The organism is Shewanella sp. ECSMB14102 (assembly GCF_000813075.1).
GTDB lineage: Bacteria > Pseudomonadota > Gammaproteobacteria > Enterobacterales > Shewanellaceae > Shewanella > Shewanella indica.
Genome location: NZ_JWGX01000011.1, coordinates 106339 through 124266, shown reverse-complemented (window position 1 = coordinate 124266; position 17928 = coordinate 106339). Strand labels below are relative to the sequence as shown.

The window sequence follows — 17928 nt, the reverse complement described above, 5'->3', positions numbered from 1 at the left end:
TGCTGGGGACCACGGGCGTTAACTTCGGCGCCGGTATGACTGGCGGTTTTGCCTATGTGTTCGACCAATTCGGCCGCTTTAGCCGTAGGGTCAATACCGAACTGGTCGATACCCTCAAGCTGGAGATGCCCATTCATCAACAGCACCTCAAAGGGCTGATAGAGCAACATGTGGCCGAGACCGGCAGTGAACACGCCAGTGCCATTCTCAGTGAGTTTGACAACTGGCTCGACTGTTTTGTCCTGGTCAAGCCCAAGAATATTCAGGTTTCGGATCTGCTCAAACTGGAACAACCGAGCCCGGAACTGGCCGTAAAAGCGGGGTAAGCGAGCATGAGTAACGATTTTCAGTTTATCGAAGTGGGTCGTATCGACCCGAGCAAGCAGGCTATCGCACGCCGCAAGACTGAGTTTATTGAGATTTACCAACCCTTTGCCCAGGCGCAGGTCGACCAGCAGGCCGATCGCTGCCTGGACTGTGGTAACCCTTACTGCGAGTGGAAGTGCCCGCTGCACAACTATATCCCCAACTGGCTCAAGCTGGCCAAACAGGGACGTATCCTGGAAGCGGCAGACCTGGTGCATGAAACCAATACCCTGCCGGAGGTCTGCGGCCGAGTCTGCCCGCAGGACAGGCTCTGTGAAGGTGCCTGTACCCTGAATGATGACTTCGGCGCCGTCACCATAGGCAATGTGGAAAAGTACATCACAGATACCGCCATCGCCCAGGGCTGGCGCCCTGACATGAGCCAGGTAACGCCCAGAAGCGAGCGGGTCGCCATCATAGGCGCGGGGCCGGCCGGTCTTGGCTGCGCCGATATCCTGGCCCGCAACGGGGTCAAGGCTGTAGTCTTTGACAAATATCCTCAGATAGGCGGCCTGCTGACCTATGGCATTCCCGCCTTTAAGCTCGACAAGTCCGTGATGGCTACCCGCCGCAGCGTGATGGAAGGCATGGGGATAGAGTTCTGCCTCGGCGTAACTGTAGGCCAAGATATTCCCTTTGCCGAGCTGCTGACCAACTTCGATGCCGTGTTCCTCGGCATGGGGACCTATAACGCCATGCAGGCGGGCCTGCCCGGTGAAGAAGCTGAAGGGGTTATTCAAGCCCTGCCCTACCTGATTGCCAACACCCGTGAGTTGATGGGGCAAGCCGATCCGGCGCAGCCCTACATCGACCTCAAGGGCAAGAAGGTGGTAGTGCTCGGCGGCGGTGATACCGCCATGGACTGTGTGCGCACGGCGGTGCGCCAAGGCGCCGAGTCGGTTATCTGTGCCTATCGCCGCGACGAAGAGAATATGCCGGGTTCGCGCCGTGAGGTGCAAAATGCCCGCGAAGAAGGAGTCGAGTTTCTGTTCAACCGCCAGCCGGTGGCGATTGCCACAGACGATGGCAAGGTCAAGGGAGTCGAATTTGTTGAAACCGCGCTTGGCAACGCCGATGCCAGCGGTCGCCGGCGTCCAGAGCCCATCCCGGGCAGCGATCAGTTGCTGGAGGCTGACGCCGTGATTGTCGCCTTCGGTTTCCAACCCAGCCCGGCGCCCTGGTTTGCCGAGTTTGATATCGCCCTGGATCAATGGGGCCGGGTAAAAGCTGAAAAAGAAGCGGCCAATCCATTCCAGACCAGCAATCCCAAAGTGTTTGCCGGTGGTGATATGGTCAGGGGTTCAGATCTGGTGGTCACCGCCATCGCCGAAGGACGCGATGCGGCGCTTGGGATCCTCAATTTCCTCAGCTGACAACTCAACACTTTGAGCGCATACGGGAACCCACCTCCCGGGTGCGCTTTTTTTTCATCCAACCGCCACACTTCAAATAACACGCTTGCGACTGCCTTGGACTTGTCGTCCCTACAAGTCGCAAGCAGCTGACTTGTTCGCACCATCCTAGGCTTGTGCTATATTAAGCCGCCCTCAGGCTCACTCAAGACATTTAAAGAAGGTTAAGCCATGAAAATCGGTATTATCGGCGCCATGGAGCCGGAAGTTGCTCACCTGATTGCCTCTTTGGAAAACCCACAGCACAGCAAGATTGCCGGCATTGAATTTGTCAGCGGCACTCTGGTTGGCAAAGAAGTCATAGTTACCCGCTCCGGCATAGGCAAGGTTGCCGCCAGCATAGCGACCAGTCTGTTGATTGAAAAGTTCGCCCCGGATGCAGTCATCAATACCGGCTCGGCCGGTGGGTTTGTCGATGCGCTGCAGATAGGTGATATAGTGATTTCCGATGAAGTCCGCTACCACGATGTCGATGTCACCGCCTTTGGCTATGAGATGGGCCAGATGGCGCAGCAACCGGCAGCCTTTATCCCGGATCCCAAATTGATGCTGGCAGCCCAACAGGCCATCGCAGGTTTGGGAGAGGTCAAAGCCATTGAAGGCCTTATCTGCACAGGTGACAGCTTTATTTGCGATCCCGAGCGCACTGCCGTCATGTTAAAACATTTCCCCACCATGGCCGCCTGCGAAATGGAAGGCGCCGCCATTGCTCAGGTATGTCATCAGTTCGGCGTGCCCTTTGTGGTGATCCGCTCTCTGTCCGATAATGCCAACAACGACTCTCCGGTCGACTTTGATGCCTATCTGGTCAAGGCGGGGCACCACTCAGCCCTGATGGTCATAGGCATGCTGCATCACCTTTAATTTAAGGAGCACCAGAGCCCATGAGTCTGCCCTTTTGCGAGCAGCTGCTGGCCTTAGATGGCCCCCTCATACAGGGGTTTCTGGTGCTGTTTTTTTCCTTGTTACTGGCACGTTTGGCGCCGCTGCCCCAGGCTTTTCAACCCCTGGCCTGGTTGAGCCATCTTGCCAGGTCACTGGCCGCCAAGGTCAAACGGGGCGACAGAGACGAAAAGCAGCAGCTGATTGCCGGTTCACTGGCCATTTTACTGCTGGTACTGCCATTTTGGTTAATCATCACCTTTCTGCTGGAACTGGCTGCATTCCCCTGGTTCTTTGAGTTTTTGATCCTCTATCTGTGTCTCAACGACGCCTGTTTTATTCAGGAAGCCGAAGAGATATACCAAGCCCTCAGGCGGGGAGATAAAGCGGCCGCCAGAGAGTTGCTCGCCCCCTGGGTTGCCCGCGACACCGCCGAACTGTCCGAGGCTGGCATAGCCAAGGCCACTATAGAAAAGCTGGTGACCACTCCCATTCACGGCACTGTTACCGTGGTGTTTTTCTTCTGTCTCGCCGGCGCGCCCATGGTGCTGCTGGTGAGAATGCTCAAACAATTGGAACAGAGCTGGTGGTGTCTGGATCCACAATACCGTTTCTTCGGTCGCCCCGTTTTTCTGGTCAATCAAGTGTTACTGTATATTCCGGCGCAGCTGTGGCGTTTTACCCTGGCGATTCAAGGTGGTCCCCAGACATTAAAACTGCTTTGGCAAACACCCCATAGCCGCTTTCCTATCGGCTCTAATTTCCAGGTGGCAACCATGGCAGCATTTGTACTGATGACAGAGCTTGGCGGACCGCAAAAATATTCCGGCATCAAGGTACAGGTGGAGAAAATCGGCCCGGGGCCCATAGCGGATCACAAGACCATACCCAAAGCGATTGCGCTGACATTTCGCACCTTCACCATCTGGTTTGCTTTTGTGATCTTGTTACCTCTGATTTGGGTTTTGTTACGTTATTCACAAACGCTTTAAATTATTCAATTTCTCCTTATAATGCCTTCATTCCCCGCTTGACACTGAGAAGATTGCCGTGCTGGACAATATGCATATCTCTTTGACGACCCCGGCATTGCTGTTTCCGGCCATTTCCCTGCTGCTGCTGGCTTATACCAATAGATTTTTCTCACTGGCCGCGCTAATTCGCACCTTGAGTGGCGGCGATAAACCCGTTGCCGCCGAACAACTGAAAAACCTGCGCCGCCGCATCGTTATCATCCGTCGCATGCAGGAGGCAGGTGTCACCAGCTTCGCCCTGTGTGTGCTGTGTATGATTTTTATCTATCTTGGCTTTAACACTACAGGCTCGATGATTTTCGGCGCCAGTTTGCTGTTATTGCTGTATTCCTTAATCCTGTCGGTGATTGAAATCCGTATCTCGGTCGATGCCCTCAATATTCATCTCAAAGAGATGGGTTAATGACATTGTGGGTCTATAGCCTGGATCTGTTCGGCACCGCAGTATTCGCCCTTTCCGGCGCTTTGGCTGCCGGCCGGCACAGGATGGATCCTTTCGGCGTTTTGGTACTGGCAGCGGTCACAGCCATAGGTGGCGGCACCCTAAGAGACACCATTCTGGGCGCTCCGGTATTCTGGCTTCATGACCACAACTATCTCTATGTGATACTACTGACCGTGGTACTGACCTTGATTTTGGTACGCCGCCCCTGGCGTTTGCCCCCATCTAGCCTGGCCATAGCCGATGCCGTCGGCCTGGCGCTCTTTACCGTTATCGGTACCCAAAAGGCCCTGACTCTAGAGTTTGGCGCCCTGATAGCCGTAGTCATGGGCTTGATCACAGGAGTGGGAGGAGGCATTATTCGAGATCTGCTTTGCCGCCGGATCCCCATGGTGTTGCGTACCGAAATCTACGCCACAGCATCTATTCTGGGCGGTCTGGTGTACACCTGCAGCCTGCAGTTAAAATTCGAAGCCGAGGCGGCGCTGATGCTGGCTTTTTTCACGGCTTTGATAATTCGCCTGGCCGCCATACGTTGGCACCTGTCGTTACCCGCGTTTGACCTAAAGACCAAGAGAGATTGATTGTGCGTTATTTGGTGTTGATCCTGGCATTGTTAAGCCCACCATTGCTGGCCAACAGCGGCGATATGCCGCCGGAGCAGCAGATGGCCGTACGCTATATCCATGCTCTGACCACTCACGACTATGATGAGCTGGCGACCTTTTACAATCGTGACAGCGTCTTCAACGACCGTACAGCAAACCGCAAATACACGGGCGGCAAGCATATTATAGAGTTTCTGGAGCGGGCACACCGCGGCGTACTCGAGTATCGATTCAACATAGAGCACATGTTCAACTCAGGCTCTCTGGTGGTAATGATAGGCAACTACCACTATAAGGGTCCGGGCGAGCAATTTGGCAAGCCCGGGAAAATTATTGATATCGCCATCCCCGGAGTAACCACGCTAAAGCTGGATACACTCAACCACAGGGTGAAAGAACATATGGATCTGATGGACTATCAGACCATGGTGGATCAACTCTCGGCTCAGTAATCCAGCTCGCCGGGAACCCGGCCTGTTTTTTACTGTCCAACTCATCTGAGTGCCAACAGCGAGATCAGGGTTCACTCTGATCCGAGAGGTAAAGATGAGTCGCTTATCCGTACTGGCTGTCCTGCCCCTGTGCTTCCCTCTGATGACTCAGGCCCAGGCAGCATTCAATGCCGAAGAAAAGTTTGAACCACCCCTGGTGGTTTCCTACGCCGCACAACCTATAAACCGTTTCAATCAAAAGCTGATGCAGGCGCAACATCAACAGGCTCCCTGGAGTAACAATCCCGAAGGGATCAGCCGCCACTATTCTGGCTCAGCCTTTAAGTTTGTACGCATCAGCCACTCTCACGGCAAGACCTTAACCTATAATGTCAGCACCCAGGAAGGACATCCGCAGATGCTGCTTATTCTGGCGCTCGATAACAATGCCGGAGACTGGTCAGTGGAAAAAGCCGTGCTCAGTTGGCGCTGCCAGAACAAGGTCTACTTTGGTACCGACAACTGTAGCCCGCCTCACGACCACTGAGCCTGATACAGGTAAGAAAAAACCCGGCAATGCCGGGTTTGGTATTTTACGCGCTCAAACAAATGCTTAAATTTAGCTACCTTGGAATTTAGGTACCTTGAGTTCAGGCCAGTGTTACCTTGGCAAACTTACGCTTGCCAACCTGGAATACCGCGCAAGTGCCGGCGTTCAGTACCAGCTTGCTGTCTTCAAGCTTATCACCATCCATCTTCACCGCACCTTGCTTGATCATCCGCATGGCATCGGAAGTGGAGCCAACCAGACCGGCTTCTTTCAGCAGATTGGCAATCGCCAACCCTTCACCGGCTTCCAGAGTCAGCTCGGGAATATCATCCGGCATAGCACCCTTTTGGAAACGATTGATAAAGGCTTGATGGGCAGCCTCGGCAGCTTCTTCACTGTGGAAACGACCAATAATCTCTTTCGCCAGGGCTATCTTAATATCCCTTGGGTTGGCACCGGCTTCGACATCGGCCTTAAACTGTTCGATTTCAGTCAGCGGACGGAAAGACAGCAGCTCCAGGTAACGCCACATCAGCTCATCGGAAATGGACATTATCTTACCGAACATCTCATCCGGGGCTTCACTGATACCTATGTAGTTTCCGGCAGACTTTGACATCTTCTTCACGCCGTCCAGCCCTTCCAGCAGCGGCATCATAATCACCACCTGAGGCTTCATGCCTTCGGATTTCTGCAGCTCACGGCCCATCAGCAGGTTGAACTTCTGATCAGTACCGCCCAGTTCTACATCGGCATTCAATGCCACTGAGTCATAACCCTGCAGCAGCGGGTACATAAATTCATGGATAGCGATCGATTGACCTGAGGCAAAGCGCTTCTTGAAATCGTCACGCTCCATCATACGAGCAACAGTCTGGCGGGAGGCCAGGCGGATCATACCGGCGGCGCCGAGATCTTCCAACCAGCTGGAATTGAACTCAATCCGGGTCTTGGCCGGATCCAGAATTTTGAATACCTGCTCCTTGTAGGTTTCGGCGTTGGCCAATACCTGCTCACGGGTCAGAGGTGGGCGAGTACTGTTCTTGCCACTCGGGTCACCGACCATACCGGTAAAGTCACCGATAAGGAAGATAACCTCGTGTCCCAGGTCCTGGAACAGTCTGAGTTTGTTAAGAATAACGGTATGGCCTAGGTGAATGTCCGGCGCAGTCGGATCAGCACCCAACTTGATTTTAAGTGGCCGACCTTCTTTCAGCTTTTCAAGCAGATCTGCTTCGAGCAAAACCTCGTCGGTACCACGTTTAATTTCCGCCATTATTTGTGCTAAATCAGCCATCTCGCCAACAACTCCCTAGGCTCTTCAAATTCAAAGAGACTTATGTTACTTGTTAGCCAGCCTAAATGAAAGTGTGTACACTAAGGCAATATGCCCAAGAATTAAGAAATTGGTATCCGGGTCGATGGCAAAGCTTATAACTCTCTTCAAACTGCTGCCCAGAAAGCATCAAATCCTGCTTAGTATTTTTACTACCATAACCCTGATAACCCTGTTGCTGCCCTCTGACGAAGCCGAGGCATCGAAAAACAGCGCCGTTCCGGAAACCCATGTTCGTTACCAAGTGCCTCTGGCCTTTCGTACCCCCACTTCACCTACGGCCCAGCAAGTGGTTGAAAGCGGGCAAGATCCAGAATCAGAAGCCGCCGCCGAGGCGTTGACAGAGAAACTCAATCAACAGGCTAAAGCCGCTCTGACAGTTCAGGAGCAAACCAGTCCGGCGATAGCCGAGCTTGAACATTTCGAGATAAAGAGTGGCGATACCCTGGCGGCGCTCTTCAGTCGCGCCTCACTTACTGCCAGAGAAGTTCACGACATTACCCAGCTGCCGCTGGCGAAAAAAAACCTGCTGAAAATCATGCCTGGTGACGAAGTCGCCATAGGTAAAAACGCCGATGGCGAATTGCAAGAGCTCAGATACCGCCTCGATGCCATCTCTACTCTGATAGTCCGCAAACAGGGCAAGAGTTATCAAGAAGAACTGGCGGTAAAAACCGTTGAGACCCGGGATAAGTTTGCCCGCGCCAGCATCAAGAGCAACTTCTGGAATGCCGGAGTCGAAGCCGGACTGACACCGGCGCAGATTATGCAGCTGGCCACCATATTCGGCTGGGACGTCGACTTTGCCCTGGATATCCGCGAAGGCGACAGCTTTGCCCTCATGTACGAAGAAGAATATGCCGATGGTGAGTTTCTACGTAACGGCAACATATTGGCGGCCGAATTTATCAACCAGGGCGAGCGCTACACCGCGGTAAGGTATAAGGATGGCAACTACTATTCCGAGGAAGGCCGCAGCATGCGCAAAGCATTCCTGCGCTCTCCGGTTGACTTCAAGTATGTGAGTTCCAACTTCAATCCCCGCCGCCTGCACCCTGTTACCGGTCAGGTGAAGGCTCACCGCGGAGTGGATTATGTTGCCGCTATAGGCACTCCCATCAAAGCGGCCGGCAGCGGCCGGGTCATCAAGGCAGGTTACAACCAATACAACGGCAACTATGTGTTTATCAAACACAACGAAACCTATACCACCAAATACTTACACCTTAACAAGCGTAAGGTTAAACAAGGTGAAAGCGTCAAACAGGGACAGATCATAGGTACTCTTGGCCGCACAGGAAGGGTAACTGGCGCCCATTTGCACTATGAGTTTATCGTCAACGGTGTACACAGAAACCCGCGCACTGTGGATCTCCCCAAGGCCGAAGCGATAGCCAAGCGCGAACGTGTCGCGTTCCAACAACTCAGTAGCCAATTGATGGCCACTCTGCTGCGCAACAAACAAGTTCAGGTTGCGATGCAATAACAGGGACAGCATAGATGAATTCAGGATACTTTATTGGGCTGATGTCCGGCACCAGCATGGACGGCGTTGATGCCGTATTAGTGGACTTCAGCAGTGGTCAACCTAAGCTGCTTGGCCAACATACAGAGCCGTTGCCCACTCATTTGTTCAAGGGGTTGCAGCGTCTGTGCCAACCGGATACAGATGAAATTAACCGTTTGGGACGGCTGGATCGCACTGTGGGTAAGGTGTTTGCAGCCGCGGTCAAGCAACTGCTGGCCAAGACTGGGGTGAGTAAAGAACAGATCTGTGCTATCGGCAGCCACGGCCAGACAGTACGCCACATGCCCAACCTGGAAGTGGGCTTTACCCTGCAAATTGGCGACCCCAACACAATCGCCGCCGAAACCGGTATAGATGTTATCGCCGACTTTCGCCGTAAGGATGTCGCCCTCGGTGGCCAGGGTGCTCCCTTGGTGCCGGCATTCCACCAGCAGATATTCTCACACCCAGGTATAAATCGCTTCATTCTCAATATCGGCGGCATCGCCAACATCACTTTCCTGCCCGCCGATAACCGGGAGATCCTTGGCTTTGATACCGGCCCGGGAAACACCCTGATAGACGCCTGGAGCCAGCAGATAAGACAACTGCCGTTTGATGAAGATGGCCAGTGGGCCGAAAGCGGCAACAGTTCGGCGGAGTTTCTGGCGCAGTTGTTATCACACCCCTATTTCTCACTGGATTATCCCAAGAGCACGGGCAGAGAGCTATTCAACAACGCCTGGTTGGATCAACAACTGGCGCTGTTCAGCCATCTGCCGGAAGAAGATATTCAATCGACACTCTTGGATCTCACCTGTCACAGCATTGCCAGAGACATAGCCAAGCTGAGCCCGGATGGCGAAATCTATGTCTGTGGTGGCGGCGCGCTCAATGGCGTATTGATGAAACGCCTCGGGGCCCAGTTACCAAAGCACAGCATAGCCACTACCTCGGCTTTGGGTATTGATCCCAAGTGGGTGGAAGGCATAGCGTTTGCCTGGCTGGCGCTGCGCCACCATCAAGGCTTACCGGCGAACCTGCCGGCGGTAACCGGCGCCAGCCGCGAAGCCGTGCTCGGTGCCCGTTTCCCCGCCGCCTGAGAAAAGATTGGCTTCAACCAGGCAAGGCTGAAAAACAGGAATTAGCCATTGCGCCCTGCGGGGCGCTTTTTCTTGCCTGCAAGCAATGTTAACATGCCGTCAATTTTTGGCCGGGCGCAGTGCCGTGGCCACCGAGATGAGATGTCACCATGAGCAAGAAACAAACCCAGGCCCAGTTCGCCGGTATGACACCGGAAGGCCGCTACGACTTTCTGGTAGAGCAGGTAAAAGAACATAAAGAGCTGTGGGTATTACAAGACAATGACGGCTGCGTGATGCTGACCACGGATGATGAAGACTGTATTCCAGTTTGGCCCAGTGAAGAGACGGCTTCCCTGTGGGCCGAGGATGATTGGCAAGATTGCCGACCGCTGTCTATCGGCCTGGCCGAGTGGCTGGAGCGCTGGGTTCCAGGTATGGAAGATGACGAGCTCTATGTTGCCGTCTTCCCTATGCTGGAAGATCTCGGCGTAGTGATCCCGCCACATGAGCTGGAGCAGCGACTGGCGCCCAAGACGCGTCACTGAGTCGATGGAGCATGATTCAATAGAACATGATTCAATAGCGCAAAAGGAGCACCGCGAGATGAGCCAAACCGCCACAGAAAGCTACGCCATTCCCAAACGCCTACTGCTGCTGATGCTACTTTATATCGCTGCCGCGGTCAGTGGTCTGATTGCCGGTCAAGGCGTTATCTTTTGTCTGCTGACGCTGATCATGGTGTTGGCGGTATTAGCGCGCCATCAAGCCGGCTTATGGGCACTACGACTCTATACCTTGGTGCAACTCGCGCTGGTGAGTTTCTTGCCCTATCTTCTGGATCAGGGCGACAGTGTAGCTACTGGGCCTAACTCACTCAAAATCACAGGTTTTCAGATCAAGGCACCGGACTGGGCCATTTTCAGCTTTCTGATAGGCTTTTGCATGCTGCAGGTATGGATAGCCTTTACCCCCAAGGTCAAAGCCTTCTTCAAGCGTAAGATGAACTTCAACCTGATGCAGTAACCGGCCTTGCGCCCACAAAAAAGCCATCCCAGTGGACGGCTTTTTGCTGCTTTTATTCTCGGTTATACCGAGAAGCTGGCCCCACAGCCACAGGTGGTGGTGGCGTTTGGGTTTTTGACGAAAAAACGCGAACCTTCCAGCCCTGAGGTGTAATCCACTTCACCGCCAACGAGGTATTGCAGGCTCATGGGATCAACGACCAGCTGTACCCCTTGTTTTTCCACAGTGAAATCGCCTTCATTCACTTTTTCGTCAAAGGTGAAGCCATACTGAAAACCTGAGCAGCCGCCGCCCGTGACATAGACCCGCAGCTTCAGCGCACTGTTCTGTTCTTCTTCCAGCAAGGCCTTGACCTTGGTTGCCGCCGCATCGGTAAACTGGATGGGCATAGCTGATTCAGCTTGTTCAGTCATTACTACCTCTTACATCTGTTTGCTGTGGCAGATTATCTGTTACCTGACTATTTTGTTCAAGTATTATGCCGGGATCTTTTTCGCCCTCAAGCAACTCAGGCAAGCTGAAACTTTGCTCGGTTTCGGCGCCTTTGCTCCAGCGACTCGCAGGCACAACGACCTTGGCTTTCATCTGCTGTAATTCAAACCCTTCAGGCAGGGTAAATTCCGCTTCCAGTACCTGAAAGTACTTGAAGTTAAATGCCAACTTGGTGTCCACCAGTTTAGCTAAATTCAGTTCGACTTGCTTGCCCTCTTGCATGCCAATGAGAAGTATCTCACTTCTTCCCTTGAGCGCCTGCTTACGCTTTTGCAACTGGGTCAGCACCAATTTGAGGCGAAACTGTCCAGCTGTGGCTAAAGGCATCAATTCCAAACCATGAATAGCCACCCCTTCGGCATTATACTCCGGCGCCATGATACTGCGGTAGAAGGCCAACTCACGTTCCAGCTCCTGCTGCTTTTTATGCTGTTTGTTGAACAGCTGCTGCATCTGTTCGTTGGCTTCCTTGGCCAGGCTCAGCTCCAAATTGCGGCTCGCCAACTGCTGCGCCTGCTCCTGTAACTCGATCTGCAATCGCTGACTCTTGCCATCGTTTCGTTGAAATTTGACTTCTGCTGGCGGAATAAAAAAGTGATAGCTGAGCAGTCCAGTCAGAAAGGCCACCATGACCAAGAGCAACAAATACAGACTGGATGGGCGAATATTTCGCTCCATCACTTGCAGGCGATCGAGCCAGCGATGATAATTTGCCATTAACTAACAGCCCCTTATATAAAAATTTCCATCTTGGGTACTAAGATTTCACATCAGGCTTCGGAAAGCAGCAGTGCAGACAAGATTCAGAAAGTTCAAACTTGAGGCGCGAAAGTATCTGCGCCACCAGATGAGAGACAAGCTGTCCCAAACGAGGATCAGTATTCAACTGTGTCTGCTGGCCCTGTTGTTTGCGCTGATGGCCTCGGCTGTCATCATACTATTTCGCCTGCTGCTGCAATGGGCCAATCATTTTACCCAAACACAAGAATGGGATTTTACGGGCTCAATCGGTGACTGGCGAGTCCTGTTACCACTTTTTGGGGCTTTTTTGATCTGGATTGTCGCCAAATTCGGCTCCAAACGCTACAAGCGGATGGGCATAGCCTATGTGCTGCACAGGGTGAAACTGCATTACGGCAAAATTCCGCTGCAGTCGGCACCGGGGCAGTTTTTTCAGGCGCTGTTTGCACTGGCGAGCAACTTCTCGGTCGGTCGTGAAGGCCCGGCAATTCATCTGGGGGCGGTCACCGCCTCGGTATTGGCGGAAAAATTCAAGCTGCCGGACAACAGTGTACGCATCATGTGCGCCAGCGGCATAGCCGCCGGGATAGCCGCCACCTTTAACGCGCCCTTGGCCGCCGTGGTATTTGTCCTCGAAGTGGTGCTCAGGGAATACAAGGTACAGTACTTCTTCCCCATCATGCTGTCGGCCATCTGCGGCGCCGTATCCAGCCAGGTGGTGTTCGGTAATATCCACGAGTTTGATGCCATCAAGGTCAGCCATATTCCACTGGATCAGTACCCGCTGCTGGCACTCGGCGGTATAGTGCTGGGGGTCGCCGCGGCCTTATTCAATCACAGCCTTATTCAGGTGACCGAGCGCGGCCAACACTGGCCCTTGATTATCCGCCTGTTACTGGCGGGTGTTATCACCACTTTGATAGGCCTGGTGCTGCCTCAGGCATTGGGCAGCGGTGAAATGGCCATAGGACTTGCGGTCAGCGACAATCCGGCCATCTGGTTTTTGCTGGCGGTATTGCTGGCCAAGATTATCGCAACCATTGCCGCTATCGGCCTTGGGATCCCGGGTGGGATCATAGGCCCACTCTACGGTATAGGCGCCTTGGGCGGCGCCATTCTGGCTCAGGCGACCGCGCTGCTGTTTCCCTCGGTGGCCCCCTATGCCGGGCTCTATACCGTCATCGGCATGACCGCCATGATGGGGGTTTGCCTCAGTGCACCGCTCGCCGCCCTGGTGGCGCTGCTGGAGATGACCAATGATGCCTCCATCATACTGCCCGGAATGATAGTGGCCGTGCCCGCCTACCTCATCGCCTATCAGGGGCTGAATGCCAAATCCATATTCTTTCGTCAGTTGGATATCATGGGCCTGGGTTATAAAGTGGCCCCGGTTAACCTGGGGTTACAGAAACTCGGGGTACGCGCCCTGATGGACAGGCGCATAGTGATAGTCAACAACAATGATGAACTGCTGCTGGAAGTAATGAAACGCGCCCAGGGCAGGCCCGTGCTTGCCAGAGATGCCGAAGGCCAGATTGCCATGCTGGAGTTGCAGATGCCTTCGTTTGACACTGACACCAGCCTGACCCAACACAGGATCCAGGGGCTACCCGACTCGGCCACCCTCAACGAGGTGTATGAAATACTGGCACCGAAACGTGCCGGTGAAGTCTATATCTATCAAGATAACCCGGAGAATATCGTCGGAGTGATCAGTTGGTCTAACCTGCAGCAGGAAATCCGTGCCGGAGAAGTGTAATTTCAGTCATCAGTCATTTTCATGACCGCCGCCTTCTGTTATAGTTGCGTCTCAGCCAAACCCTACATAACCCATGGGTCCAGACCTCAGTGTCAACACCCAACTGCATTGGAAACCAAGGCTGATGAACCATTTCCAGGGATCACATATCCTCTCTGTAAACCAGTTAGATCTGGACGCCATTCAAACCATTTTCTCAGTAGCCCAAAAGATGACCCCATACGCACTACGCGAGAAGCGTACCAAGGTGCTGGACGGTGCTATTCTCGGCAATCTATTTTTTGAACCCAGCACCCGCACCCGGGTCAGCTTCGGCTGCGCCTTCAACCTGCTTGGCGGCCGGGTTGCTGAAACGGTCGGCATGGCCTCCTCGTCGCTGTCCAAGGGGGAGTCCCTCTACGATACCGCCAGGGTGTTGTCCAGCTACTCGGACGTGATAGCCATGCGCCACCCCGAGTCCTACTCGGTACGCGAATTTGCCGAAGGCAGCCGGGTGCCTGTGATTAACGGCGGCGATGGTGCCAACGAGCATCCAACCCAGGCACTGCTGGATCTGTTCACCATACAGAAAGAGCTGCACAGCAAAGGCTTAGGCATAGACGGTATGCATATCGCCATGGTGGGCGATCTCAAATACGGCCGCACTGTGCACTCGCTGTCGCGTCTACTGTGCATGTACAAGAACATCAGCTTCACCCTGATCTCCCCTGCCGAGCTGGCAATGCCTGACTATGTGATCGCCGACATTGAAAATGCCGGGCATAAGATCACAATAACAGACCAACTGGAAGGCAATTTAGATCAGGCTGATATACTCTATCTGACGCGCATTCAGGAAGAGCGCTTCCCCTCGCAGGAGGAAGCCGATAAGTATCGTGGCAAGTTCCGTTTGAACAGCGCCATATACACCAAAAATTGTAAGTCCAACACAGTGATCATGCATCCATTGCCTCGGGACTCCAGGCTGCAGGCCAATGAGCTGGACAATGATCTTAACAACCATCCCAACCTGGCTATCTTCCGTCAGGCCGACAATGGCTTGTTGATCCGCATGGCACTGTTTGCCCTGACACTCGGGGTGGACAATCAGTTGGAAAAATACGAGTGTCCGGTTAACTGGTATTCACGCAAGGCCAATCGCTAAAGAGCGGCCACTGACTTTAAGGATTAAACATGACCCGTTCTGAAGACCTGTTTGAACAGGCCAAGAAAACCATCCCCGGCGGTGTGAACTCGCCAGTACGTGCCTTCAATGGTGTAGGCGGCTCTCCCCGCTTCATCGAAAAGGCCGACGGTGCCTATATCTATGATGCCGACGGCAAAGCCTATATCGACTATGTCGGTTCCTGGGGGCCTATGATCCTGGGTCACAACCATCCCAAGATCCGCGAAGCAGTTCTCAAGGCGGTGGAGAACGGTCTGTCTTTCGGCGCACCTACCGAACTGGAAGTGCAGATGGCAGAAAAAGTCATTGAGATGGTACCTTCCATTGAACAGGTACGCATGGTGAGCTCTGGTACAGAAGCTACCATGAGCGCCATACGCTTGGCTCGTGGTTACACCAACAGAGACAAAATCCTCAAGTTCGAAGGCTGCTACCACGGCCATGCCGACTGTCTGCTGGTTAAGGCCGGCTCAGGCGCCCTGACTCTGGGTCAGCCCAGCTCCCCTGGGATCCCAGCTGACTTCGCCAAGCACACTCTGACTGCTGTCTATAACGATCTGGACTCAGTCAAAGAGCTGTTCAGCCAGCATCCGCAGGATATCGCCTGTATCATACTTGAGCCGGTTGCCGGCAACATGAACTGTATCCCGCCGGTTGCAGGTTTCCTTGAAGGACTGCGTGAGCTATGCGATCAGTTCGGCGCCCTGTTAATCATCGACGAAGTGATGACAGGCTTCCGCGTCTCCAAGAGCGGTGCTCAAGGCCACTATGGCGTGACACCGGATCTGACCACTCTGGGTAAAGTTATCGGCGGCGGTATGCCGGTTGGTGCCTTCGGTGGCAAGAAAGAAGTCATGCAGTATATTGCCCCGACCGGCCCTGTGTACCAAGCCGGTACCCTTTCAGGTAACCCTATCGCCATGACCGCAGGTCTGGCCCAGCTGGAAGCCCTGTCAGAGCCTGGCCTCTATGAAGATCTGGCTGCCAAGACCAAGCGTATTGCCGAAGGCTTCAAGGCCGCGGCCGACAAACATGGTATCCCTATGGCCATCAACTATGTTGGCGGCATGTTTGGTTTCTTCTTTACCGATGAAGAGAAGATCACCGGCTTTGAGCAGGTCACCAAGTGCAATATGGAGCAGTTCCGCGCCTTCTATCACGGCATGTTGGATGAAGGTATTTACCTGGCACCAAGCGCCTTTGAAGCAGGTTTCCTGTCTATGGCTCACGGCGAGCAAGAGCTGCAAGCGACTCTGGATGCAGCCGATCGCGTCTTGGCACGCATGAAGTAATCCGCAGATGGATTGAAAACGGGGCCTATACGGCCCCGTTTTTTATGCCCACTCCCGCCGGGTAGATTTCTCTGGCGTCCAGCTCGAACTCAGGTTGCTCAATTCCCCTTCTGCAATTTTCCACCCAGCGCCATACTCACAAGTCAATTAAAGCTGCACCATGGCTGTCACGCCAACTTGCCACCGGCTCGCGAGTCGACTGTCGCGTTTCACTGCCAAACAAACCCAATCAGTACAAAACACCAAGATATAAAAAATAAACAGACCAAATCACTGGCTTAGCCCGAAAGTAGACGGATGCTTATCACAAAGTCTAAGAAAATGTGTTCCAGTTAACAGTTGCGTTATCCATGTCAGTGTGGTCTGATGCGCACGCGCTATCACAGCTTGATTAACTGAACCTTGATGGCCAACACAAAAACTGCCCACATCCCCCAGGGCAGACGAACATAAAATCAGCAGTTGGAATTGCATTTATGCTCTATACCTTTCTTATCATACTGGCGGTGTTGGCACTGCTGAGTATCATTTTTGAAGAGGTGACTCACCTCAACAAAGCCAAAACGACTCTGTTTTTCGGTTGTATCTCCTGGATAGCTCTGTTCATGTCTGCCGGCGACCCCGGCCATGAAAAGCTGGTAGAGCATCAACTCAATGAAAACCTGCTGGAAATCGCGACGCTCTGGCTGTTTTTGATGTCGACCATGACCTTTGTGGCCTACCTCAACGCCAAGGGCATGATCCAAATTTTAGTGCAGAAGCTGTTTCCGCAACGGGTGAGCACCCGGATGCTGATGCTGCAAGTAGCCCTGTTTTCCCTGGTATTGTCGGCCATCTGTGACAACGTCACCGCTACCTTGGTCTCTCTGGGACTGCTGACCACCTTCAAACTCGACAAACAGATGCGTCGCCGGATGGCGGTATTGATTATCTTTGCCGTCAACTCAGGAGGGGTTTCCCTGATAACGGGTGACGTCACCACCCTGATGATCTTCCTCGGCGGCCATGTGCATATGTCAGAGCTGTTGATGTTGGTGCTGCCGGCGGCGTTCAGCGTGATGTTGCTGGCAATACTCTTCTCCCTCAATGCCAAGGGCGAGGTGTCCACCACACCTATTCGTCAAAGTTACGAGACAGTGGATGTGCTGATAGCCATCATCTTCTTCACCACCATATTGATGACCATGGCACTGAATATTCTGTTTGCCATTCCCCCCGTGCTGACTTTCCTCACCGGGTTGTCAATCATGTTCCTGGTGGGCCACACCGCCCGTAACGACAAAGAAGAGCTGCAGATCCTCGAGTATATCCGCCAAGTGGAATACGACACCTTGCTGTTCTTCCTCGGGATCCTCTTGTTGGTAGGGATGCTCAAAGAGATAGGAACGCTGGATCTGCTGGCCCAGGTCTACGCCCGTCACGACCCCAACATTTCCAACTTTGTCACAGGTATGGGCTCGGCGGTATTGGATAACGTGCCCTTGACCGCGGCACTTTTGAAAGCCGCACCGCAACTGACCACACCAGAGTGGCTCGGCCTGACCTACGCAGTAGGTGTTGGTGGCTCTCTGCTGGTAATAGGTTCGGCGGCCGGGATCATCGCCATGAGCAAGGTCAAAGAGTTGACTTTTGTCTCCTACCTCAAGTATGTACCAGCGCTGCTGCTGTGCTACTCGGTGGGCTATGCTCTGACGTTGCTACTGGGTAACTACTTCTACGGCATTTGATATCTATGTCAGCGATAACGGCTCAATCAAGGAACCAATGGCTCATAGCCACAAGCGTACGACTAATCCAAGTTGG

The 17928-nt window shown here is 53.4% G+C and carries 19 protein-coding genes; 16 read left to right on the top strand and 3 right to left on the bottom strand.

Annotated features, from left to right (window positions below; translation table 11 throughout):
- The 8 genes from RC73_RS05425 to RC73_RS05390 form a co-directional block, all read left to right on the top strand.
- Nucleotides 1–326, top strand: a 326-nt coding sequence (locus RC73_RS05425; protein ID WP_152608415.1) for a hypothetical protein, incomplete at its 5' end; no start/stop codon positions are given.
- Nucleotides 327–332: 6 nt separating this feature from the next.
- Nucleotides 333–1739, top strand: a complete 1407-nt coding sequence (locus RC73_RS05420) for an FAD-dependent oxidoreductase (protein WP_039033682.1) — start codon at nucleotides 333–335, stop codon at nucleotides 1737–1739.
- A 210-nt stretch (nucleotides 1740–1949) separates the two neighbouring features.
- Complete coding sequence (locus RC73_RS05415) at nucleotides 1950–2642, top strand: 5'-methylthioadenosine/adenosylhomocysteine nucleosidase (protein WP_039033681.1); 693 nt, start codon at nucleotides 1950–1952, stop codon at nucleotides 2640–2642.
- Between the two features lie 20 nt (nucleotides 2643–2662).
- Nucleotides 2663–3652 (top strand): cobalamin biosynthesis protein CobD/CbiB, encoded by a 990-nt coding sequence (locus RC73_RS05410; RefSeq protein WP_039033680.1) that lies wholly within the window; start codon nucleotides 2663–2665, stop codon nucleotides 3650–3652.
- Between the two features lie 70 nt (nucleotides 3653–3722).
- Nucleotides 3723–4097: a DUF2721 domain-containing protein gene (locus RC73_RS05405; protein ID WP_039033703.1), complete on the top strand. Its 375-nt coding sequence runs from the start codon at nucleotides 3723–3725 to the stop codon at nucleotides 4095–4097.
- Nucleotides 4097–4720, top strand: a complete 624-nt coding sequence (locus tag RC73_RS05400) for a trimeric intracellular cation channel family protein (protein ID WP_039033679.1) — start codon at nucleotides 4097–4099, stop codon at nucleotides 4718–4720. Before RC73_RS05405 ends, RC73_RS05400 begins: the two co-directional genes overlap by 1 nt.
- Before the next feature lie 2 nt (nucleotides 4721–4722).
- Nucleotides 4723–5196 (top strand): nuclear transport factor 2 family protein, encoded by a 474-nt coding sequence (locus tag RC73_RS05395; RefSeq protein ID WP_039033678.1) that lies wholly within the window; start codon nucleotides 4723–4725, stop codon nucleotides 5194–5196.
- A 94-nt stretch (nucleotides 5197–5290) separates the two neighbouring features.
- Nucleotides 5291–5722 carry a hypothetical protein gene (locus tag RC73_RS05390; RefSeq protein WP_039033677.1) on the top strand — a complete coding sequence of 144 codons (432 nt, stop codon included), beginning with the start codon at nucleotides 5291–5293 and terminating at the stop codon, nucleotides 5720–5722.
- Nucleotides 5723–5825: 103 nt separating this feature from the next.
- Here the strand turns inward: RC73_RS05390 and tyrS are convergent, their stop codons facing one another.
- Nucleotides 5826–7022 (bottom strand): tyrosine--tRNA ligase, encoded by a 1197-nt coding sequence (gene tyrS, locus RC73_RS05385; protein WP_039033676.1) that lies wholly within the window; start codon nucleotides 7020–7022, stop codon nucleotides 5826–5828.
- A 124-nt stretch (nucleotides 7023–7146) separates the two neighbouring features.
- Between tyrS and RC73_RS05380 the strand changes: the two genes are divergently transcribed.
- The 4 genes from RC73_RS05380 to RC73_RS05365 all read left to right on the top strand — a co-directional run bounded on the left by RC73_RS05380 (nucleotide 7147) and on the right by RC73_RS05365 (nucleotide 10676).
- Nucleotides 7147–8547, top strand: a complete 1401-nt coding sequence (locus tag RC73_RS05380; protein ID WP_039033675.1) for a peptidoglycan DD-metalloendopeptidase family protein — start codon at nucleotides 7147–7149, stop codon at nucleotides 8545–8547.
- 14 nt (nucleotides 8548–8561) lie between these two features.
- On the top strand, nucleotides 8562–9671 hold the full coding sequence (locus tag RC73_RS05375) for an anhydro-N-acetylmuramic acid kinase (RefSeq protein ID WP_039033674.1): 1110 nt from the start codon (nucleotides 8562–8564) through the stop codon (nucleotides 9669–9671).
- A gap of 149 nt (nucleotides 9672–9820) precedes the next feature.
- Nucleotides 9821–10198: a DUF2750 domain-containing protein gene (locus tag RC73_RS05370; RefSeq protein WP_039033673.1), complete on the top strand. Its 378-nt coding sequence runs from the start codon at nucleotides 9821–9823 to the stop codon at nucleotides 10196–10198.
- A gap of 58 nt (nucleotides 10199–10256) precedes the next feature.
- The gene (locus RC73_RS05365) at nucleotides 10257–10676 is read left to right on the top strand and encodes a hypothetical protein (protein WP_039033672.1); all 420 of its coding nucleotides are present in this window, start codon (nucleotides 10257–10259) and stop codon (nucleotides 10674–10676) included.
- A 62-nt stretch (nucleotides 10677–10738) separates the two neighbouring features.
- Here RC73_RS05365 and erpA read toward each other — a convergent pair whose 3' ends face one another.
- Together erpA and RC73_RS05355 are read right to left on the bottom strand one after the other, a co-directional pair.
- Nucleotides 10739–11089, bottom strand: coding sequence for an iron-sulfur cluster insertion protein ErpA (gene erpA, locus RC73_RS05360; protein WP_025010525.1), 351 nt, complete (start codon nucleotides 11087–11089; stop codon nucleotides 10739–10741).
- The gene (locus RC73_RS05355) at nucleotides 11082–11885 is read right to left on the bottom strand and encodes a DUF6776 family protein (RefSeq protein WP_039033671.1); all 804 of its coding nucleotides are present in this window, start codon (nucleotides 11883–11885) and stop codon (nucleotides 11082–11084) included. The genes erpA and RC73_RS05355 overlap by 8 nt, the downstream gene beginning before the upstream one ends.
- Nucleotides 11886–12015: 130 nt before the next feature.
- Here RC73_RS05355 and RC73_RS05350 point away from each other — a divergent pair, with 130 nt between their 5' ends.
- The 4 genes from RC73_RS05350 to nhaD all read left to right on the top strand — a co-directional run bounded on the left by RC73_RS05350 (nucleotide 12016) and on the right by nhaD (nucleotide 17852).
- Nucleotides 12016–13668, top strand: coding sequence for a chloride channel protein (locus tag RC73_RS05350; protein ID WP_082014254.1), 1653 nt, complete (start codon nucleotides 12016–12018; stop codon nucleotides 13666–13668).
- Nucleotides 13669–13792: 124 nt separating this feature from the next.
- Entirely contained in the window at nucleotides 13793–14812 is a 1020-nt protein-coding gene (locus tag RC73_RS05345) for an aspartate carbamoyltransferase (RefSeq protein ID WP_039033669.1), read from the top strand.
- A gap of 29 nt (nucleotides 14813–14841) precedes the next feature.
- On the top strand, nucleotides 14842–16125 hold the full coding sequence (gene hemL / locus RC73_RS05340; RefSeq protein WP_039033668.1) for a glutamate-1-semialdehyde 2,1-aminomutase: 1284 nt from the start codon (nucleotides 14842–14844) through the stop codon (nucleotides 16123–16125).
- 476 nt (nucleotides 16126–16601) lie between these two features.
- Entirely contained in the window at nucleotides 16602–17852 is a 1251-nt protein-coding gene (gene nhaD, locus RC73_RS05335) for a sodium:proton antiporter NhaD (RefSeq protein ID WP_039033667.1), read from the top strand.
- Nucleotides 17853–17928: the final 76 nt, after the last annotated feature.